At 43.1% G+C, this 17,691-nt stretch carries 17 protein-coding genes and 1 pseudogene; 15 read left to right on the top strand and 3 right to left on the bottom strand.

Annotated features, from left to right (window positions below):
- Positions 1-150: 150 nt before the first annotated feature.
- From ACED59_RS18845 to flgA, 3 genes are all read right to left on the bottom strand, one after another.
- Positions 151-576 carry a flagella synthesis protein FlgN gene (locus ACED59_RS18845; protein WP_017099161.1) on the bottom strand — a complete coding sequence of 142 codons (426 nt, stop codon included), beginning with the start codon at positions 574-576 and terminating at the stop codon, positions 151-153.
- A 64-nt stretch (positions 577-640) separates the two neighbouring features.
- Positions 641-958 (bottom strand): flagellar biosynthesis anti-sigma factor FlgM, encoded by a 318-nt coding sequence (flgM, locus tag ACED59_RS18840; RefSeq protein WP_029224079.1) that lies wholly within the window; start codon positions 956-958, stop codon positions 641-643.
- 177 nt (positions 959-1,135) lie between these two features.
- Positions 1,136-1,882 (bottom strand): flagellar basal body P-ring formation chaperone FlgA, encoded by a 747-nt coding sequence (gene flgA / locus ACED59_RS18835; RefSeq protein ID WP_017099163.1) that lies wholly within the window; start codon positions 1,880-1,882, stop codon positions 1,136-1,138.
- Positions 1,883-1,958: 76 nt separating this feature from the next.
- Between flgA and ACED59_RS18830 the strand changes: the two genes are divergently transcribed.
- From ACED59_RS18830 to ACED59_RS18760, 15 genes and pseudogenes are all read left to right on the top strand, one after another.
- Positions 1,959-2,885: a chemotaxis protein CheV gene (locus ACED59_RS18830; protein WP_009848577.1), complete on the top strand. Its 927-nt coding sequence runs from the start codon at positions 1,959-1,961 to the stop codon at positions 2,883-2,885.
- Between the two features lie 11 nt (positions 2,886-2,896).
- Positions 2,897-3,724 (top strand): protein-glutamate O-methyltransferase, encoded by an 828-nt coding sequence (locus tag ACED59_RS18825; RefSeq protein WP_009848576.1) that lies wholly within the window; start codon positions 2,897-2,899, stop codon positions 3,722-3,724.
- A gap of 255 nt (positions 3,725-3,979) precedes the next feature.
- Positions 3,980-4,375: a flagellar basal body rod protein FlgB gene (gene flgB / locus ACED59_RS18820; protein ID WP_009848575.1), complete on the top strand. Its 396-nt coding sequence runs from the start codon at positions 3,980-3,982 to the stop codon at positions 4,373-4,375.
- A 4-nt stretch (positions 4,376-4,379) separates the two neighbouring features.
- Complete coding sequence (flgC, locus tag ACED59_RS18815; RefSeq protein WP_009848574.1) at positions 4,380-4,793, top strand: flagellar basal body rod protein FlgC; 414 nt, start codon at positions 4,380-4,382, stop codon at positions 4,791-4,793.
- A 17-nt stretch (positions 4,794-4,810) separates the two neighbouring features.
- Positions 4,811-5,521, top strand: a complete 711-nt coding sequence (gene flgD, locus ACED59_RS18810; RefSeq protein ID WP_009848573.1) for a flagellar hook assembly protein FlgD — start codon at positions 4,811-4,813, stop codon at positions 5,519-5,521.
- A 45-nt stretch (positions 5,522-5,566) separates the two neighbouring features.
- Entirely contained in the window at positions 5,567-6,871 is a 1,305-nt protein-coding gene (gene flgE / locus ACED59_RS18805; protein ID WP_009848572.1) for a flagellar hook protein FlgE, read from the top strand.
- A 269-nt stretch (positions 6,872-7,140) separates the two neighbouring features.
- The gene (flgF, locus tag ACED59_RS18800; RefSeq protein WP_009848571.1) at positions 7,141-7,890 is read left to right on the top strand and encodes a flagellar basal-body rod protein FlgF; all 750 of its coding nucleotides are present in this window, start codon (positions 7,141-7,143) and stop codon (positions 7,888-7,890) included.
- Positions 7,891-7,911: 21 nt separating this feature from the next.
- The gene (gene flgG, locus ACED59_RS18795) at positions 7,912-8,700 is read left to right on the top strand and encodes a flagellar basal-body rod protein FlgG (RefSeq protein ID WP_009848570.1); all 789 of its coding nucleotides are present in this window, start codon (positions 7,912-7,914) and stop codon (positions 8,698-8,700) included.
- A gap of 71 nt (positions 8,701-8,771) precedes the next feature.
- Positions 8,772-9,548 carry a flagellar basal body L-ring protein FlgH gene (flgH, locus tag ACED59_RS18790; protein WP_009848569.1) on the top strand — a complete coding sequence of 259 codons (777 nt, stop codon included), beginning with the start codon at positions 8,772-8,774 and terminating at the stop codon, positions 9,546-9,548.
- A 93-nt stretch (positions 9,549-9,641) separates the two neighbouring features.
- Positions 9,642-10,733, top strand: coding sequence for a flagellar basal body P-ring protein FlgI (locus ACED59_RS18785; protein WP_009848568.1), 1,092 nt, complete (start codon positions 9,642-9,644; stop codon positions 10,731-10,733).
- 10 nt (positions 10,734-10,743) lie between these two features.
- Positions 10,744-11,685 carry a flagellar assembly peptidoglycan hydrolase FlgJ gene (gene flgJ, locus ACED59_RS18780; RefSeq protein ID WP_017099164.1) on the top strand — a complete coding sequence of 314 codons (942 nt, stop codon included), beginning with the start codon at positions 10,744-10,746 and terminating at the stop codon, positions 11,683-11,685.
- A gap of 220 nt (positions 11,686-11,905) precedes the next feature.
- The gene (flgK, locus tag ACED59_RS18775) at positions 11,906-13,786 is read left to right on the top strand and encodes a flagellar hook-associated protein FlgK (RefSeq protein WP_009848566.1); all 1,881 of its coding nucleotides are present in this window, start codon (positions 11,906-11,908) and stop codon (positions 13,784-13,786) included.
- 9 nt (positions 13,787-13,795) lie between these two features.
- On the top strand, positions 13,796-14,986 hold the full coding sequence (gene flgL / locus ACED59_RS18770) for a flagellar hook-associated protein FlgL (RefSeq protein ID WP_017099165.1): 1,191 nt from the start codon (positions 13,796-13,798) through the stop codon (positions 14,984-14,986).
- A 401-nt stretch (positions 14,987-15,387) separates the two neighbouring features.
- A complete protein-coding gene (locus ACED59_RS18765) occupies positions 15,388-16,587 on the top strand; it encodes a flagellin (RefSeq protein ID WP_009848564.1) in 1,200 nt (399 codons plus the stop codon).
- A 647-nt stretch (positions 16,588-17,234) separates the two neighbouring features.
- Positions 17,235-17,691: pseudogene (locus ACED59_RS18760) on the top strand (flagellin); the annotation flags it as partial.

The following is a 17,691-nucleotide window of genomic DNA, read 5'->3' as shown; positions in this document are numbered from 1 at the left end:
AGTATTAAAGTACTTGCCGCTTTTTTGTTTATCGGCTTGGGGAGTACATTCACAGGTTTAGTGGGAGATTTGACTAGTGTAACGAGAAGGGTAGGCTGAGATACAGATACAGATACAGATACAGATATGAGAGGGAGGTGGTTTACCTAACTAGGCTTTAACGTTGGTTCCTAGCGTAGAAATTGTATGCGTTTGGCCTCCGGCATTGTAGGTCATGCCAATTTTGCCGTGACTTTGCTGCATCATATTGCTGAGTTTTTTGAAGCTAAGGTGTGCTCGATTCAAGGCTTCGCCATTTACCAAGTTCGCTTGATGGCAGTCGTGCACTATGGATTTGATGGTTGTGACTAACTGAGCAAGTTCAGGGCTCTCGGTCAGTTCAGATATATTAGTATGGGCAGCGATTCGTTGATCGGTTGATCTTAGTTGTTCAACAAGAACCACTTTCTCTTTGGCTATTCGCTCAATATCGCTTGATTGTCGGCTTGTAATAGCGATTTTCTCTGAACTCAATAATTCAGATAAGGCTTTGGCATTTTGAAGTTGGAAATTAACTAAATCTGCTAGTGCCGCCATAATGTAACCTACTATAACCTCTTGTATTTTAAAGTAATAACTTTATTTAAAAGCTAATGTTTGCTTAAAGACCTTTTAATTCGTTTTCAAATTTCATCATGTTGTCGGCCAACTTTTCTGGATCAACAGTGTATGAACCATTTGCGATCGCTTCTTTTATTGCCGCGACTTTCACTGAATCGAAACTTGGTTGTGCTGCCATCTCTTGATGGAGTTGACCAATCGCCTTGCCTTGTTGGCTGAGTGAAACCGCATCTTTGCTTGCTGGTGATTTAGATGATACATCAGATCTTGATGCCTCAGACTTAGAATCAGAGCGCACTGCTGAGCGGTTAGTGCTCGCTAGGGTTTGCCCTGAACGAATATTATCAATACCTGCCATAGTTAAGCCTTTTTCTTCAAAATGGGAACCTGTACAGTCAATATCGACCATGGGTGAGAATACTTTAGCAATTTTTAGCTCAATAGTCGAAAACGAACCAAACACCTCAACCGTTATAATTGGATGTTAGAGTTGAGAATAAAAGCGCTAACGATACCGACACTTTAAAGTGAAGTGTTAAAAGTAAACCGTGACTTCAGACATGCTGGTAACAATACCTTCGATTATACGCTGTGATTTGTCATTTTTCACCCTAACTTGATCACCCATTGAGCCATCGGTAAGTGCAGTACCTTTGGTGGTAATGGTCATGCCACCTTTTACTGCCTGTATGATAACCTTCTCATTTCGGCATACGACACAAATATCGCCTCTTTCGACAACATCACCGGGTCTTAGGTTCTTTTTTACCTTAGCACCGATGACTTGTTGTGGGGTGGTAAAGCCTTGGCGACGAAATTTGTTGAGAGAAATCATCGTAGTCGTGACGTCGTATTGACCGACAATTTCGCCTCTCGCCAGTGAGCGAGTCGTTGTGACAAGTGGTACTGACATTGAAAGGCGCACTGGCACGTAAACACGCCATTCATCAGGAACACAACGAACTAAAACAGTAATGCTGCTGCGAGTGTTGGTTGTTGTAGAGGCACTTGTCTCAAGGGGGATAGGACAATTTGTTGCTTTGATTCTAGAGTCTACATTAGCGGAATTAACAAAAAGTTCACCGCCTCGCGGTTGCTCCACCGAGTCAAGGATGTGTTGCTCAGCCGCTGATTGGATCATGTCAATTTGTTCCGGCGTTGCCGCGTGTGTAAAAAAACTAAACAATATTGTTAGAATGCCGATAAACTTAGCGACAGTTTTAAAAATAGTTCTACACATAGCTATGGAAAAAAGATATATGTTTGCTTTATGATATGTCATTTTATTTCTCTAGTGGTTCGTAGCCTGCAGTAGACTAACACTTTCTATCCAAAAAGTTTGATATGGAGATGAGCTCATGACGGGTATTCTTGATTCAGTGAATCAGCGTACGCAACTCGTCGGTCAAAACCGATTAGAATTACTAACCTTTCGCCTAATGGGGCGTCAGCGTTACGGTATTAATGTATTTAAAGTGAAAGAGGTTTTACAATGCCCTCGTCTGACTTTAATGCCAAATTTACATCATCTCGTAAAAGGTGTGGCTCATATTCGTGGTCAGACAGTTTCTGTCATTGATTTGAGCCTAGCGGTAGGCGGACGTCCTACATCTGATATCGATAAGTGCTTTGTGGTGATTGCTGAATTTAACCGTACTATCCAAGCATTCCTCGTAAGCTCTGTAGATAGAATTGTTAATATGCACTGGGAAGCTATTCTTCCACCACCAGATGGTTCAGGTAAAGATAATTACCTAACAGCGGTAACCAACATCGATAATGAATTGGTTGAAATTCTGGATGTTGAAAAGATTCTTGCTGAGATCTCACCTGTTGATGAAACCATGGATAGCAGAATCGCAGAGGAAATTGCAGAAGTTGAACAAGAGAAAGAATTGGTTCGCCGAATCTTGATTGCTGATGACTCGACGGTTGCTCGTAAGCAGGTTCAACGTGCTATAGAATCTATTGGTTTTGAGGTCATTGCTGTCAAAGATGGTAAAGAAGCCTATGAGACTCTGATGAAAATGGCATCGGAAGGCAGTATTTACGATCAAATTTCATTGGTGATTTCAGATATTGAAATGCCTGAAATGGATGGATACACGCTGACTGCTGAGATTCGTCGTCACGCAGAACTAAAAGATTTATACGTAATTTTGCACTCATCATTGAGTGGTGTATTTAACCAAGCCATGGTTGAGCGTGTAGGGGCTAACTCCTTCATCGCGAAATTCAATCCTGATGAGCTTGGTGGCGCGGTTAAAGCTGCGTTAACTAACTAAAAGAGACATTAATGACTGCTATAACAATAAGTGATCAAGAGTATCGCGATTTCAGCCGTTTCTTAGAATCTCAATGTGGCATTGTATTAGGTGACAGTAAGCAGTATTTAGTGCGCAGTCGTTTAAGCCCATTAGTAACGAAGTTTAATGTTGCTTCATTGTCTGATTTGCTAAGAGATGTAGTGACAGGTCGAAACCGTGAGTTGAGAGTGGCGGCAGTGGATGCTATGACGACTAACGAGACACTTTGGTTCCGAGATACTTATCCGTTTGCTGTACTAGCGGATAAACTTCTACCGGAAATAGCGGCAAATAAACGTCCTATCAAGATTTGGTCTGCGGCAAGCTCTTCAGGTCAAGAACCATACTCAATGGCTATGACGATACTTGAGACCCAAGCACGTAAGCCGGGTATGTTGCCAAATGTATCGATTACCGCTACTGATATTTCAGCAAGTATGTTAGATATGTGCCGCACTGGCGCTTATGACAACCTTGCCTTGGGCCGAGGACTTTCTCCTGAGCGCCGTCGCACTTTCTTTGAAGATGCTGGCGATGGTCGTATGAAAGTGAAAGACAACGTTAAGCGAATGGTAAACTTCCGTCCTCAGAACTTGATGGAGAGCTATGCACTGTTAGGCAAATTCGACATTATCTTTTGTCGTAACGTGTTGATTTATTTCTCTCCGGATATGAAGTCAAAAGTACTTAACCAGATGGCAAATAGCCTGAATCCTGGTGGTTACCTGTTATTGGGTGCGTCTGAATCGTTAACCGGCTTAACAGATCGTTTTGAAATGGTTCGCTGTAATCCAGGCATCATCTACAAATTAAAGTAATTAGTGTCACCACTTTAAGGTGCAATATTACTGTCCAGATTTAAAACCCAGCCAAGTGCTGGGTTTTCTTTTTCTCATTTAATCTATATCTTTAAGTCAGAGTGACATTCCAATTTACTCTATTTGTTGGCTTGTATATTGCAAGTTTACCCACGAGTAACCTGTAAAAGTAATGGTCGGCCACTTTATTTTTAAAGTTGGTATATATATTGCTTGGGTTATTTCATAACAGTCAGTTCTTGAGTTGAGGTTTACATGGCTATTTCTTTTGACAATGCTTTAGGCATTCACCAGCACACAGTTGGTGTACGTGAGCGTAACGCTGAGGTGCTTTCCACCAATATCGCGCAAGCTAACACGCCTGGGTATAAAGCAAAGGGATTAGACTTTAATAAATCACTGCAGGCGGCAAGTTCTGGGGCAAGCATTGGTCTTAGCCGAACAGACGGTCGGCATATTTCTGCCTCAACAACGGTGAATGGGGAAACGAAGTATCGAATTCCTACGCAACCTGATACTGGAGATGGCAATACGGTTGATTTGGATTTGGAACGAAATCTTTTCATGCAAAACCAAATTAGGCATCAAGCCTCTCTCGACTTCTTAGGAAGTAAGTTCAAGAATTTAACTAAAGCGATAAAAGGGGAATAACTAGATGAGCTTATTTAATGTATTCAATGTGACTGGTTCTGCGATGAGTGCTGAATCTGTTCGTCTAAATACTACCTCAAGTAACCTTGCTAACGCAGACAGTGTAAGTAGCTCTGCTAAAGACACTTACAAGGCTCGTCACGCAGTGTTTGGCGCTGAGTTAAATCAGGCACGTAATAGTGGTCACACTGTGCCAGTAAAAGTATTAGGTATCGTAGAAAGCGATAAACCGCTGAATGCGGAGTACAACCCAGATCACCCGTTAGCGAACAACGAAGGCTACATCTATAAGCCTAACGTTAACGTTATGGAAGAAATGGCAAACATGATTTCAGCATCACGTGCGTATCAAACAAACGTACAGGTTGCTGACTCGAGTAAACAAATGCTGCTGCGTACGCTGCAGATGGGTCAATAAGGATAAGGAGGTAGCAAATGGCTGGAATCAACAATGTTGGTCAAAGCGGCTTGTCCTATGTTGACCAGCTGAAGAGTCTTCAAGATGGTGCTAAGAAGCCCGATGAAACGACAGGTAAGCAAGATCTTAAACAAGATGACTTCTTATCGTTGTTGACTAAGCAACTTGCACAACAAGACCCTTTTAAGCCGGTTAGCAATGACCAGATGATTGCGCAAATGGCTTCATTTGCGACCGTAGATGGCATTGGCAAAATGAATACACAGTTTGAAAGCTTGAATTCATCAATGACCTCTAACCAAGCACTGCAGGCATCTTCTTTGGTTGGCCGCGATGTATTGGTTCCTGGAGCGGCAGGTGTGAAACAAGGTGATGGCGGTATGGCGTCAATGGTTAAGCTTCCTCAGGCAATGGACAATGTAATGGTCCGTGTTGAGAATGAAGTTGGCCAATTGGTTCGCACTTTTGATATCGGCTCAAAACCATCTGGTGACACGCGTGTTGAGTGGGACGGAAAAGACGAAGACGGTAATCCATTGCCGGCCGGTAAATACAACGTGAAAGCGTCGGGTTTATTGGAAGGTGAGAACACAGAGTTCCAAGTGTCGAGTTATGCGAACGTGAACAGTGTGCTTCTTGGTAAAGGTGATGGCAACGTACTACTCAATCTGGCTGGTTTTACATCGCCAGTACGACTTGCTGAAGTACTAGAAGTTGGTAAAGCGTAGCTCTTTTTAGAGTGATTATGCTAGCTAGATTAGGAGAATATTGGAATGTCATATGTATCTTTAAGCGGTCTATCCGCTGCACAGTTAGACCTGAATACAACCAGTAACAACATTGCGAACGCAAACACATTTGGCTTTAAAGAGTCTCGTGCGGAGTTCGGGGATGTTTACTCAAGCTCGTTGTTCACTAACGCAAAAACGACGCCAGGAGGTGGTGCGCAAGCTAGCCAAGTGGCACAACAGTTCCATGAAGGTTCAAGTATCTATACGAATAACCCAATGGACTTGCGTGTAAGTGGTACTGGTTTCTTTGCAGTATCGAAAGACCGTATGGTGCCAGAGATCAATGAACTAACGCGTAATGGTGCATTTCACCTAAACAAAGACAACTACATGGTTACGGCCAATGATGAGTTTCTTTTAGGTTATGATGTCGATCCAAACTCGGGTGAAGTTCTTTCTTATGCACCAAAGCCTCTCGACATTCCAGCTGAGTTTGGTAAGCCTAAACAGACAGAAAACATTGAAGTAGGGGTTAACCTTCCTGCGAACGGTGATCTTAAAGACCCGGCAACATTTGACTTCAAAGATCCAGATACCTATAACCGTGCAACGTCTTCGACGGTCTACGATTCTATGGGACAGTCTTACAAGTTAACGACTTACTACCTAAAAGATCAGACTCAACCGAATACTTGGCAAACGTACTACACCATGTCAGATGAAACGGGCGAGAAGCCGGTAAATATTACTGGTGGCGACGCGACGAATTCAGCAGGTCATGTTGGTCACACCATGAAATTCAACAATGACGGTACCTTAGCAAGCCTTAACAGTGGTCAGCCAATTCTATCTGATCCTATCGGCGCTGGTGAGAACGCAATTGATTTGAACGGTGCAGATCCGACACAGGTACTTAACTTTGGTCTGGATTCTTCAACTCAGTTTGCCGCTCCATTCGAACTGTCTAGGTTTGATGAAGATGGCGCGACAACTGGTTTCTTAACGAAAATCGATTTCGATGAGTACGGCAGTGTTCTAGGCAGTTACTCAAACGGTGAAAATGTGATACTAGGCCGCGTAGGTTTAGTTCGTGTACCTAATGAGCATGGTCTAGATAAGAAAGGCGGCACTCAATGGGATTCTACTAACGCTTCAGGTGATAAAATCTGGGGTGAATCAAATAAAGGTTCATTTGGTAGTATCAACAATGGCTCACTAGAGCAGTCGAATATCGATATGACTCAAGAATTGGTTGATTTGATTTCTGCTCAACGTAACTTCCAAGCGAACTCTCGTTCTCTAGAAGTACACAACCAACTACAACAGAATATTCTTCAGATTCGTTAATCGTTTCGAGCGTTTGAATCATCTGCGAATACCCAATTCAATGTTATTGAATTGGGTATTGTTGATGAATTACGTATGGCTGTTTGTTTTTCTATTTGCCGCCCCTATTGCCGCCCGGTAATGCCTCTGGCAACAATTCTTCCTCAATGATCCTTTATGGTCAGTTTTTTTTGTTGTTTCTCCGTTTAAGTTTTTGATAAATAACAGTTAAAAATATTGGCATAGTGTTTGCTTTATTAGTTCCAGAAAATGATTTTTGGAGCAAAATTATGGATCGCGCACTGTTTCTTGCCATGAGCGGCGCTAAGCAAAATATGCAGGCTTTGCAGCTGCGTTCGAACAACCTTGCCAATGTAAGTACAACGGGTTTCCGTGCTGATTTAGCACAGGCACGTTCAATGCAAGCGTATGGCGAAGGTATGCCTACTCGTGTTTTCAGCATGACAGAGCGTCCGGGTCATAATTTCGCTCAGGGTAGTGTGGTTACTACAGGCCGAGATCTAGACGTCACCATTCAAGGTGATGGTTGGATTTCAGTTATGGACAACACTGGTCGTGAAGGTTTAACTCGTAACGGTAACCTAAGGGTTGACCAAAACGGTCTACTTACCAACGCAAGTGGCCATTTAGTGCTTGGGGAAAACGACGCACCAATCACGCTCCCAATCCCAATCAGTAAAGTAGAAATTGGTACTGATGGTACGATTTCGGTGATTCCTCAAGGCGCTCCAGCTGAAGAATTAGCCGTAGTTGATCGTATTAAGCTTGTGCGTCCAGATAACCAAAGCTTGTTTAAAGATACGAATGGCCTCTTCCGTTCGAAAAACCCAGATCAGGCATACGAAGCAGATGCAGCGGTAACGTTGCTTAAAGGTGCTATCGAAGGCAGTAACGTAAATGCCGTAGGTGAAATGACCAGCTTAATTGACTTACAACGTCAGTTTGAAATGCAGGTCAAGATGATGAGCACAGCAGAGGAAATGGACAAGTCGTCTGATTCACTGCTTCGTATGAGCTAATAGAATTTTAAGGAAATTACTATGCATCCAGCATTATGGGTAAGTAAAACCGGTTTAGACGCCCAACAAACCAATATTTCAACAATTTCAAACAACCTTGCCAACGCCTCAACCATTGGTTTTAAAAAGAGCCGCGCGGTGTTTGAAGATCTGTTCTATCAGAATATTAACCAACCAGGTGGCCAATCGTCTCAGAATACTGAGTTGCCAAGTGGTTTGATGTTGGGTGCTGGTTCTAAGGTAGTTGCAACCCAAAAGGTGCACACTCACGGTAACGCACAAACAACGTCGAATAGCCTAGATATGATGATTGAAGGCGACGGTTTCTTCCAAGTTGAGATGCCAGACGGTGAAACAGGTTACAGCCGTAATGGTCAGTTCACATTGAACGGTGACGGCGCGATCGTAACATCGGGTCAAGGTTATGCCCTACAACCCGAAATCGTTATTCCTGAAGACGCGATCTCGGTAACGGTTGGGAACGATGGTGAGGTGTCGGTTCGTCTACGTGGTCAGCAAGACAACGTCGTGGTTGGTCAAATCACTATTACTGATTTCGTAAACCCAGGTGGTTTAGAGCCCATTGGCCAAAACCTTTACTTGCCTACAGGTGCAAGTGGTGACCCGCAAGAGGGTGTTCCGGGGTTGAATGGCTTAGGTAATGTTCGTCAGTCTATGCTTGAAGCATCCAATGTAAACGTAACTGAAGAGTTGGTTAACATGATTGAAGCTCAACGTGTATACGAAATGAACTCAAAAGTTATCTCGGCGGTAGATAAGATGATGAGCTTCGTTAACCAACAACTGTAGCTAGTTAATTCGCTGTTTACTTATTTCTTTTGATCGTTCTGTTTACCATTGCCCGCTGAGAGTATGTCGCCATGAAACGTATTGTTTGTTTAGCCCTATTTTTGTCTATGACTGGCTGCGCCCCATTGGCTCCAATTGAAACTCCGGCGCAAGAGAACGCAACCACAGTGGTTGATGCCGTAGAAGGCGACAAGTCGGCCCAGGAAAGCTCTGGTATTATCGACACACTTCGAGATAGAACGGACCCTATTGCTGGTGATCCTGCATGGGCGCCAATTAACCCGAAGAAAAAACAAGAGCATTATGCGGCAGCAACAGGCTCACTGTTCAATGCTAACCACATTGGTAGCATGTATGACGACTCAAAACCTCGCGGTATTGGTGACATTATTACAGTTGCGTTAGATGAGAATACGCGAGCGACTAAAAAAGCTAATGCAGATATGTCTAAATCGAACGATGCATCGATGGAACCGTTAGCTGTAGGCGGTGAAAACCTAGAACTTGGTAAATACAACTTTTCTTACGATCTGAGTAACACCAACACCTTTGCTGGAGATGCATCAGCTAACCAAAGTAACAGCATCAGCGGTTACATTACGGTTGAAGTTATTGAAGTATTAGCTAATGGCAACCTAGTGGTTCGTGGTGAAAAGTGGATGACGTTGAATACGGGTGATGAGTACATTCGCTTAAGTGGCACCATCCGCCCTGATGATATCGACTTTGAGAATACCATTGCTTCGAACCGTGTTTCGAATGCACGAATTCAGTACTCAGGTACGGGTGTGCAGAAAGATATGCAAGAACCTGGGTTCTTGGCACGATTCTTTAATGTATCTTTGTAGAGCTTGAGACTGTGTCGACATACTGACACTTTCAGAATTATCTAATTTCAAGCTAACTCATTATAAATTAAAGCAATACAGACAGGTTACTCAATGAAAAAACTAACACTCGTACTCTTCGGCATGCTATTTCTTGCCTCCAGTGCTCATGCCGCGCGTATAAAAGACGTGGCAAAAGTAGCGGGTGTTCGTAGTAACCAACTTGTCGGTTATGGTTTGGTGACGGGTTTGCCGGGCACCGGTGAGACAACTCCCTTTACCGATCAAACGTTTAACGCAATGCTGCAAAATTTTGGCATTCAATTGCCGCCTGGCACCAAGCCAAAAACCAAAAACGTTGCGGCGGTAATCGTTACCGCTGAACTTCCGGCATTCTCCAAGCAAGGTCAGGAAGTAGACGTAACGGTGTCGTCTATTGGTTCAGCAAAAAGCCTTCGTGGTGGTACTTTGCTGCAGACTTTTCTTAAAGGTCTGGACGGTCAAGTGTACGCTGTGGCACAAGGTAATTTGGTTGTGAGTGGTTTTAGTGCTCAAGGCAACGATGGTTCTAAGCTCGTTGGTAACAACCCAAACGTCGGTATCATCTCTAGCGGTGCGACGGTAGAGCAAGAAATCCCAACCCCATTTGGTCGTGGTGACTACATCACTTTCAACTTAATCCAATCTGATTTTACTACGGCTCAGCGTTTAGCTGATGCGGTTAATAATTTTCTAGGCCCTCAAATGGCGTCTGCGGTAGATGCGACTTCTGTAAAAGTTCGTGCTCCACGTGAAATCAGCCAACGTGTGGCTTTCTTGTCTGCCATCGAAAACATCGAATTTGACCCTGCAGAGGGCTCTGCAAAAATCATTGTTAACTCTCGTACCGGTACTATTGTTGTTGGTAAGCATGTGCGCTTAAAAGCAGCAGCAGTAACCCACGGCGGCATGACAGTCGCAATCAAAGAAAATCTAAACGTAAGTCAACCTAACGCATTCTCTGGTGGTCAAACGGTAGTCGTTCCTGATTCGGACATCGAAGTAACCGAAGCCGATGGTAAAATGTTCAAGTTCGAACCCGGTTTAACGCTCGATGATTTGGTACGCGCTGTCAATGAAGTCGGCGCCGCACCTTCTGATTTAATGGCAATCCTTCAAGCACTGAAACAAGCGGGTGCAATTGAAGGTCAGTTGATCATTATTTAAGGGATAAAGCATGATTAAAAATAACAGTGACATCGGCTTTATTCACGATATTGGTAGCCTAGACCGTCTTCGTCAACAAGCGGTAAGCGGTGAAGAAGGCAGTGAAAAAGAAGCGCTAACCGCTGCAGCAAAACAGTTTGAATCTATTTTTACCTCGATGTTGTTTAAGTCGATGCGTGATGCGAACTCGAGCTTTAAGTCAGATATGTTAAACAGCCAGAATGAACAGTTTTATCGTCAGATGCAAGATGACCAAATGGCGAGTGAACTCAGTGCGTCAGGTTCGCTCGGTCTTGCGGACATGATCGTAGCTCAGTTAAGCGCTGGCCAAGCAAATGATGCAACTGAAGATAAGGTTCGCAATGAAGGCTTTGATACCTCTCTGCAAAGACCGCAGTACTCGGGGCGTTCACAAGATAGAACACCCGAAGTTCAATCTGTGCAAGCTATGTCAGCAACAGACGTGTCAGTAGCCAAACAACCAGTTTCCTTCGATTCTCCAGAATCGTTTGTTGCCTCAATGAAGCCTTACGCTGAAAAAGCAGCGAGTGCGCTCGGTGTCGATTCATCACTGCTATTGGCACAAGCGGCACTTGAAACAGGTTGGGGTTCTAAGATGATTAAGAACTCTTTGGGCAACAGCAACAACCTATTCAATATCAAAGCCGATAGAAGTTGGAAGGGCGATAAGGTTGCTACTCAAACTCTAGAGTTCCATGGTAAAACAGCCGTTAAAGAGTCTGCTTCTTTCCGTTCTTACTCTAATTTCGAAGATAGCTTTGATGATTACGTGAAGTTCTTGAACGAAAATCCAAGATACGAAACGGCATTGCAGCATCAAGGTAACTCTGAGAATTTCATCAAAGGCATTCACCAGGCGGGTTACGCAACCGACCCTAACTATGCCGACAAAGTTTTACGAGTTAAAGCTAAGATTGATGAGATGAAATAGCGTTATTGAATGCACTCGAGAGCTTGCCACCGGCAGGCTCTTTTCTTATCCGCCCCTTCAGTCTTACGCACCATCCATAGTTTTCTCCTTACACTTCAACAAATTATTGTCTTTTAACTCTCCGTTATTTCTATTGGCACATATATTGCTAAATATCTTAATAATAAGCTGTAGTAGTTAATCAGTTCATGCTGATTTTGTTAAGTTTTTTGGGGGCATTATGGCGTCGGATCTTCTGAATGTAGGAGCACAAAGTGTTCTTACTGCTCAGAGACAGCTAAACACCACTGGTCATAACATTTCTAACGCCAACACAGAAGGCTATAGCCGCCAGTCTGTGGTTCAAGGTGTGAATGACCCGCGCCAGTACGGTGGTCAAACCTACGGTATGGGTGTGCATGTGGAAAATGTTCGCCGCTCGTGGGACCAATTTGCCGTCAAGGAACTTAACCTATCAACAACCAATGCCGCTAACAAAGCGGATACCGAAGCTAACCTGGATATGCTGTCAAGCATGTTGTCATCGGTTGTTTCGAAGAAAATCCCAGAGAACCTTAATGAGTGGTTTGATTCTGTTAAGACGCTCGCTGATACCCCGAATGATGTGGGTACACGAAAAGTCGTCATAGAAAAAGCTGGGTTATTGAGTAAAACGTTAAATGAATTTCATGAAACCGTTCGTCAACAGTCTGATTCTGCGAATAAGAAATTAGACATGGGTATCGAGCGAGTTAACCAAATTGCATACGAGATCCGTGATCTTCAGCGACTAATGGTACGAACTCCTGGACCTCATAATGATCTACAAGATCAGCACGAACAGCTAGTTAATGAGCTTTCTGGTTACACTAAAGTGACGGTGACACCACGAGCTAATAATGAAGGCTTTAATGTCCATATCGGTAATGGTCATACCTTAGTTTCTGGTACAGAAGCGAGCCAACTGAAAATGATCGATGGCGTACCAGATGCACATCAGCGTCGTCTTGCTATCGTAGAAGGAAAGTCATTAAAGGCGATTACTAACCGCGATATTGATGGACAAATCGGCGCGATGTTAGACATGCGTGATGAACATATTCCTGCAGTTATGGATGAGCTTGGTCGTTTGGCGACCGCGTTTTCATACGAGGTCAATGCACTGCAATCGCAAGGTTTGGATCTCAATGGCAATGTAGGTAAAAACCTGTTTACCGATGTGAACTCTGAGTTAGTGGCTAAGTCTCGTGTTACTGCTCACGGACAGTCAAAAGCGGATGTCGCGGTCTATATTGATGATACTTCTGCTCTGAAAGGCGGCGAGTATGGTCTGAAATACGATGGCAGCGATTATGTGGTGATTAAGCCAGATGGCGAAACGGTAAAAGTTAGCACTAATTCAACCGGCAATGCCTTTTATTTAGATGGCATGCGAGTGGAAGTTCGAAATCCGCCTGAACTGGGTGAGAAGCTTTTACTACGCCCAACCCGCAATTTTGCCGCGCAGATTCAGATGGAAACCAAAGACCCTAAAGATATTGCGGCGCAAAGCTATGAGGCATCAACTACCTTTGCCAAAGGCACTGCAGGTTTCAAAATTTTGGCGGCAGGTCAATTACGAGAATTTGAAGTGATCGTGTCACCAAAGGGCGAACAGTTTGCAGTTACCGATCCTAAGGGCAACATACTTATGCAGCCTCAACCGTATCCACCACAAGGCCCAGTGACAATTAATGGCACAACGTTTGAACTTACACCGGGCGCGGTGGCAAACGATAAATTTACGGCAAACCTTGTCCCATCAGAAGGTGACAATGGCAACTTGCGTAAATTGCAAGATCTCCAAACAGGCAAAGTCTTGGATGATGGTGAGTCTACGATTTTAGATCTTTACCACAACTTGAATACCAATACGGGCTTGAAATCTTCAACGGCAAATCGCTTGAGTGATATTGCTAGGCTAGAAAAAGAGTCAGCTCAAGAACGTATTGCTTCAGTCTCTGGGGTGAACCTAGATGAAGAAGCGGCAAATATGATGAAATTTCAGCAAGCGTACATGGCTTCTTCACGCATCATGCAAGCCGCCAATGATACGTTTAATACTATTTTGGCTTTGAGGTAGGAGATATAAATGTTGACTCGTATTTCTAGCTTTCATAATTATCAGTCAGTACAAAATGACTTTCGCCGCCAAGAAAACAAGGTGCATCATAATCAAGCACAACTGGCTTCCGGTAAGAAATTACAGTCGGCGAGTGATGATCCTTTGGCGACGCATTATTTACAAAACATCGGTCAGCAATCTGAGCAACTTAAACAGTATGTCGATGCGATCACTCTAATTAGAAACCGCCTTGAACATCATGAAGTCATGGTCGCCAACTCGGAAGGGTTCGCGGATGAAGCAAAACGAACCGTGATGGAAATGATTAACGGTGCACTTTCTCCGGAAGACCGCTTAGCGAAGAAACGTGAAATTCAAGAGTTATCGAATAATCTTCTGCATTTAGCTAATACTCAAGATGAGTCAGGTAACTACACATTTTCAGGAACCAAGCCCAAGAGCCAGCCATTTTTTCAAGATAATGAAGGGAACGTTTCTTATCAAGGTGATGACTATCAAAGAAAGATGCGAGTAGCAACGAGCTTTGAAATGGCAATGAATGATCCGGGCAGTAAGTTGTTTATGGAAATAGATAACCCGTTTGGTGACTACGAGCCTCAATATGATCTTGAACCAGCCTCTGAGTTATTACTAGGGCGCGCAACCAATAAAGCTGACGATAGTTCTACTTATAAAGTGACTTTTGTTGATATGCAAACAGGCAAGTTCGCTTACCAGCTTGAAAAAGATGGCGAAGTGGTTGCCTCGGAAGATTTTGATCCTTCGAAAGGTGTTGTCTATGAAGGTCTGAATATCCAATTCAAGGGGCAGATCACGAAGGGTGACTCGATCACTTTAGAGCCGAGAAAGACATTTTCTATTTTTGATACATTCAAAGAGACCGCCGAACAGGCTGAAAATCCAGTATCGGATGCATCGGCAACGGCAAAACTGCACCAAATGACAGAAGAATTTCATGCCGCGTTTATTCATTTGACTAAGGCGAGAACGGATGTCGGTGCACGTTTGAGTACGTTGGATATTCAAGAGCAGCAACATGAAGATTTTAAGTTGTCTTTAGCGAAAGCAAAAAGCAACTTTGAAGACTTGGACTATTCGAAAGCCATCATTGAATTCAATGAAAACTCTCGAGCGTTACAAGCTTCACAACAAGCGTTTGGCAAGACCAAAGACCTGACCTTGTTTAATTATATTTAGCTGTGAACAGTCGTTAATCTGGGGTTAGTTCTCTGCCGTATGTGCTATGCCATACGTGCGAATGATTCTATCGATTGCCGCTTTTTTATTCAAAGTGGCATGTTTGAAAAATAGCGGCAAAAAACGGCAACGAGAGATATCAATCTCTTGTTTTCTCTACTTAATATAATTGGCTTTTATAGTAATTCATTTTTAAGTGTTTGTTTTTTATGTTTATTTTAAATTTATTGAAATTAAAATAAAAGTTGGCACACAACATGCTTTTATACTTTTCATAAATGATTAATACAGATCTTAAACCTTATCTAGGGTTTATCGCGTAATACACGGTCAGTGCTTATCCATATGAGAGTAAAGCTGGCCGCTTCGCAGAAATTTTGCGAACTCATAAGGAGAGCAATATGGCTATTAATGTAAGCACTAACGTATCTGCTATGACAGCACAACGATACTTGAATAAATCGTCTAATGAACTAGCGACTTCTATGGAACGTTTGTCATCAGGCCATAAGATCAACAGTGCAAAAGATGATGCAGCTGGCCTACAAATATCAAACCGTTTAACAGCACAGTCTCGTGGTCTTGATGTAGCAATGCGTAATGCAAATGATGGCATTTCGATTGCTCAAACTGCAGAAGGCGCGATGAACGAATCAACGAACATACTACAGCGTATGCGTGATCTAGCGATTCAGTCATCAAACGGCACTAACTCACCAGCAGAGCGTCAAGCATTAAACGAAGAGACAATGGCTCTTCAAGATGAACTTAACCGTATCGCAGAGACAACAGCTTTCGGTGGCCGTCGTTTATTGAATGGTTCATTTGGTGAAGCTTCATTCCAGATTGGTTCAAACTCTGGTGAAGCGATGATTATGGCGCTGACTAGTATTCGTGCGGATGATTTCCGTATGGGCGGAACAACATTCGACACTGAAAACGCTAAAGATAAAAGCTGGGAAGTACCAGTAGCAGCAAAAGATCTTAAGTTTGAATTCAAAACTAAAGCGGGTGAAGAGATTACTCTCGATATAAGCGCTAAAGCCGGCGACGATATCGAAGAACTCGCAACTTACATTAATGGTCAATCTGATTTAATTAACGCATCGGTTACTGATGAAGGTCGCATACAGGTATTTGTTGCCGAGCCAGATTTAGATGGTGAGATGAGAATCTCGGGTGGTTTAGCCTCTGAACTAGGCTTCAAAAATGATGCTCCTGAAGGCCAGGAAACCACAACCACGGCGGATGGCAAAGTTGTACCTGCACCTGCTGTAGGTCGAACGACATTAGTTCAAGATGTCGATTTGAATACTGTAGCTGGTTCACAAAACGCAATCAGTGTCATCGACTCTGCAATGCAGTACGTTGATTCACAGCGTGCTGATTTGGGTGCGAAACAAAACCGTCTAAGCCACAGTATTAATAACTTGGCAAACGTTCAAGAGAACGTAGACGCTTCAAACAGCCGAATCAAAGATACGGACTTTGCGAAAGAGACAACGCAAATGACCAAAGCTCAAATTCTGCAACAAGCTGGTACATCTATACTAGCTCAAGCAAAACAGTTGCCTAACTCTGCAATATCACTATTGCAATAGTTATTGGTTGAACTCGCTATTCGTGTTCAGACGTGAACCGCTTAGCGAGGGATACTGGCAAGCATACTTACTATTGGGTGTTTAGCTCTCTCATCTCTCACCTGCTATCCATTTTTACGGTAAGAATGCAACGGCGTGTCGGAAATGTGTTCATTTCTCGATGATCTCCGCACAGGCTCTGACACGCCAACTAGCCCCGGTTCCTTCACAGGAAAAGGGGCTTTTTCCTTTCTATTTCTACACTTTTGTTTTCTTTTAGAGCGTCTAGTTTACTTTTCAAATCCGTAAAACCTCGATCTCACTTACCTGTTTCACGACAAACAACTCAACTCTTTGTATAAGAAGCATACCAATCTGAACTCTTTGGCGACTATTCATTTATCTACATTGGGTAACTCAAATAGTGATTAGTGTGTTTTTTAAACACTTTTTAAATGCGTTCTCAATTGAAGACTGCCACTGTTATAGAAAATTTGAGATTTTAAGTGCCTGATAAATTTGATTTTAATATTTAATTTGTGGTTTTTTGAAAGTTTTTCTAAAGCTTCTGAATTTTGAGCCGTTATTAAAAGTAACTTAGAGATAACTACTTGGTTTTCCGAGACGTCGGAAACCGCTATACCGGAAAATCAATTGGAGAAATCACCATGGCAGTGAATGTAAATACCAACGTATCAGCAATGACAGCACAACGTTACCTAAACAGTGCAAACAGCGCTCAACAAACATCAATGGAACGCCTATCTTCAGGTTCTAAAATCAACAGCGCAAAAGATGACGCTGCAGGCCTACAAATCTCGAACCGTTTGAACGTTCAGAGTCGTGGTCTTGATGTTGCTGTACGTAACGCGAACGATGGTATCTCTATCGCTCAAACGGCAGAAGGTGCGATGAATGAAACATCAAACATTCTGCAACGTATGCGTGACTTGTCTCTGCAATCAACAAACGGTTCGAATACAAAAGCTGACCGTGTTGCAATCCAAGAAGAAGTTACAGCACTGAACGATGAACTAAATCGTATTGCTGAAACAACCTCTTTTGGTGGTAACAAGCTGCTTAACGGTACTCACGGTACTAAGTCATTCCAAATTGGTGCAGACA

The sequence above is a fragment of the Vibrio sp. FF266 genome (assembly GCF_041439695.1).
GTDB classification, from domain to species: Bacteria; Pseudomonadota; Gammaproteobacteria; order Enterobacterales; family Vibrionaceae; genus Vibrio; species Vibrio tasmaniensis_A.
The sequence above is the reverse complement of the archived record's forward strand: the minus strand, read 5'-3'. Positions and strand labels throughout refer to the sequence as shown.

Coding starts and splice junctions, on each gene's coding strand:
- ACED59_RS18845 (WP_017099161.1), bottom strand. CDS start 576: ATGGCGGCACTAGCAGATTTAGTTAATTTCCAACTTCAAAATGCCAAA.
- flgM (WP_029224079.1), bottom strand. CDS start 958: ATGGCAGGTATTGATAATATTCGTTCAGGGCAAACCCTAGCGAGCACT.
- flgA (WP_017099163.1), bottom strand. CDS start 1,882: ATGACATATCATAAAGCAAACATATATCTTTTTTCCATAGCTATGTGT.
- ACED59_RS18830 (WP_009848577.1), top strand. CDS start 1,959: ATGACGGGTATTCTTGATTCAGTGAATCAGCGTACGCAACTCGTCGGT.
- ACED59_RS18825 (WP_009848576.1), top strand. CDS start 2,897: ATGACTGCTATAACAATAAGTGATCAAGAGTATCGCGATTTCAGCCGT.
- flgB (WP_009848575.1), top strand. CDS start 3,980: ATGGCTATTTCTTTTGACAATGCTTTAGGCATTCACCAGCACACAGTT.
- flgC (WP_009848574.1), top strand. CDS start 4,380: ATGAGCTTATTTAATGTATTCAATGTGACTGGTTCTGCGATGAGTGCT.
- flgD (WP_009848573.1), top strand. CDS start 4,811: ATGGCTGGAATCAACAATGTTGGTCAAAGCGGCTTGTCCTATGTTGAC.
- flgE (WP_009848572.1), top strand. CDS start 5,567: ATGTCATATGTATCTTTAAGCGGTCTATCCGCTGCACAGTTAGACCTG.
- flgF (WP_009848571.1), top strand. CDS start 7,141: ATGGATCGCGCACTGTTTCTTGCCATGAGCGGCGCTAAGCAAAATATG.
- flgG (WP_009848570.1), top strand. CDS start 7,912: ATGCATCCAGCATTATGGGTAAGTAAAACCGGTTTAGACGCCCAACAA.
- flgH (WP_009848569.1), top strand. CDS start 8,772: ATGAAACGTATTGTTTGTTTAGCCCTATTTTTGTCTATGACTGGCTGC.
- ACED59_RS18785 (WP_009848568.1), top strand. CDS start 9,642: ATGAAAAAACTAACACTCGTACTCTTCGGCATGCTATTTCTTGCCTCC.
- flgJ (WP_017099164.1), top strand. CDS start 10,744: ATGATTAAAAATAACAGTGACATCGGCTTTATTCACGATATTGGTAGC.
- flgK (WP_009848566.1), top strand. CDS start 11,906: ATGGCGTCGGATCTTCTGAATGTAGGAGCACAAAGTGTTCTTACTGCT.
- flgL (WP_017099165.1), top strand. CDS start 13,796: ATGTTGACTCGTATTTCTAGCTTTCATAATTATCAGTCAGTACAAAAT.
- ACED59_RS18765 (WP_009848564.1), top strand. CDS start 15,388: ATGGCTATTAATGTAAGCACTAACGTATCTGCTATGACAGCACAACGA.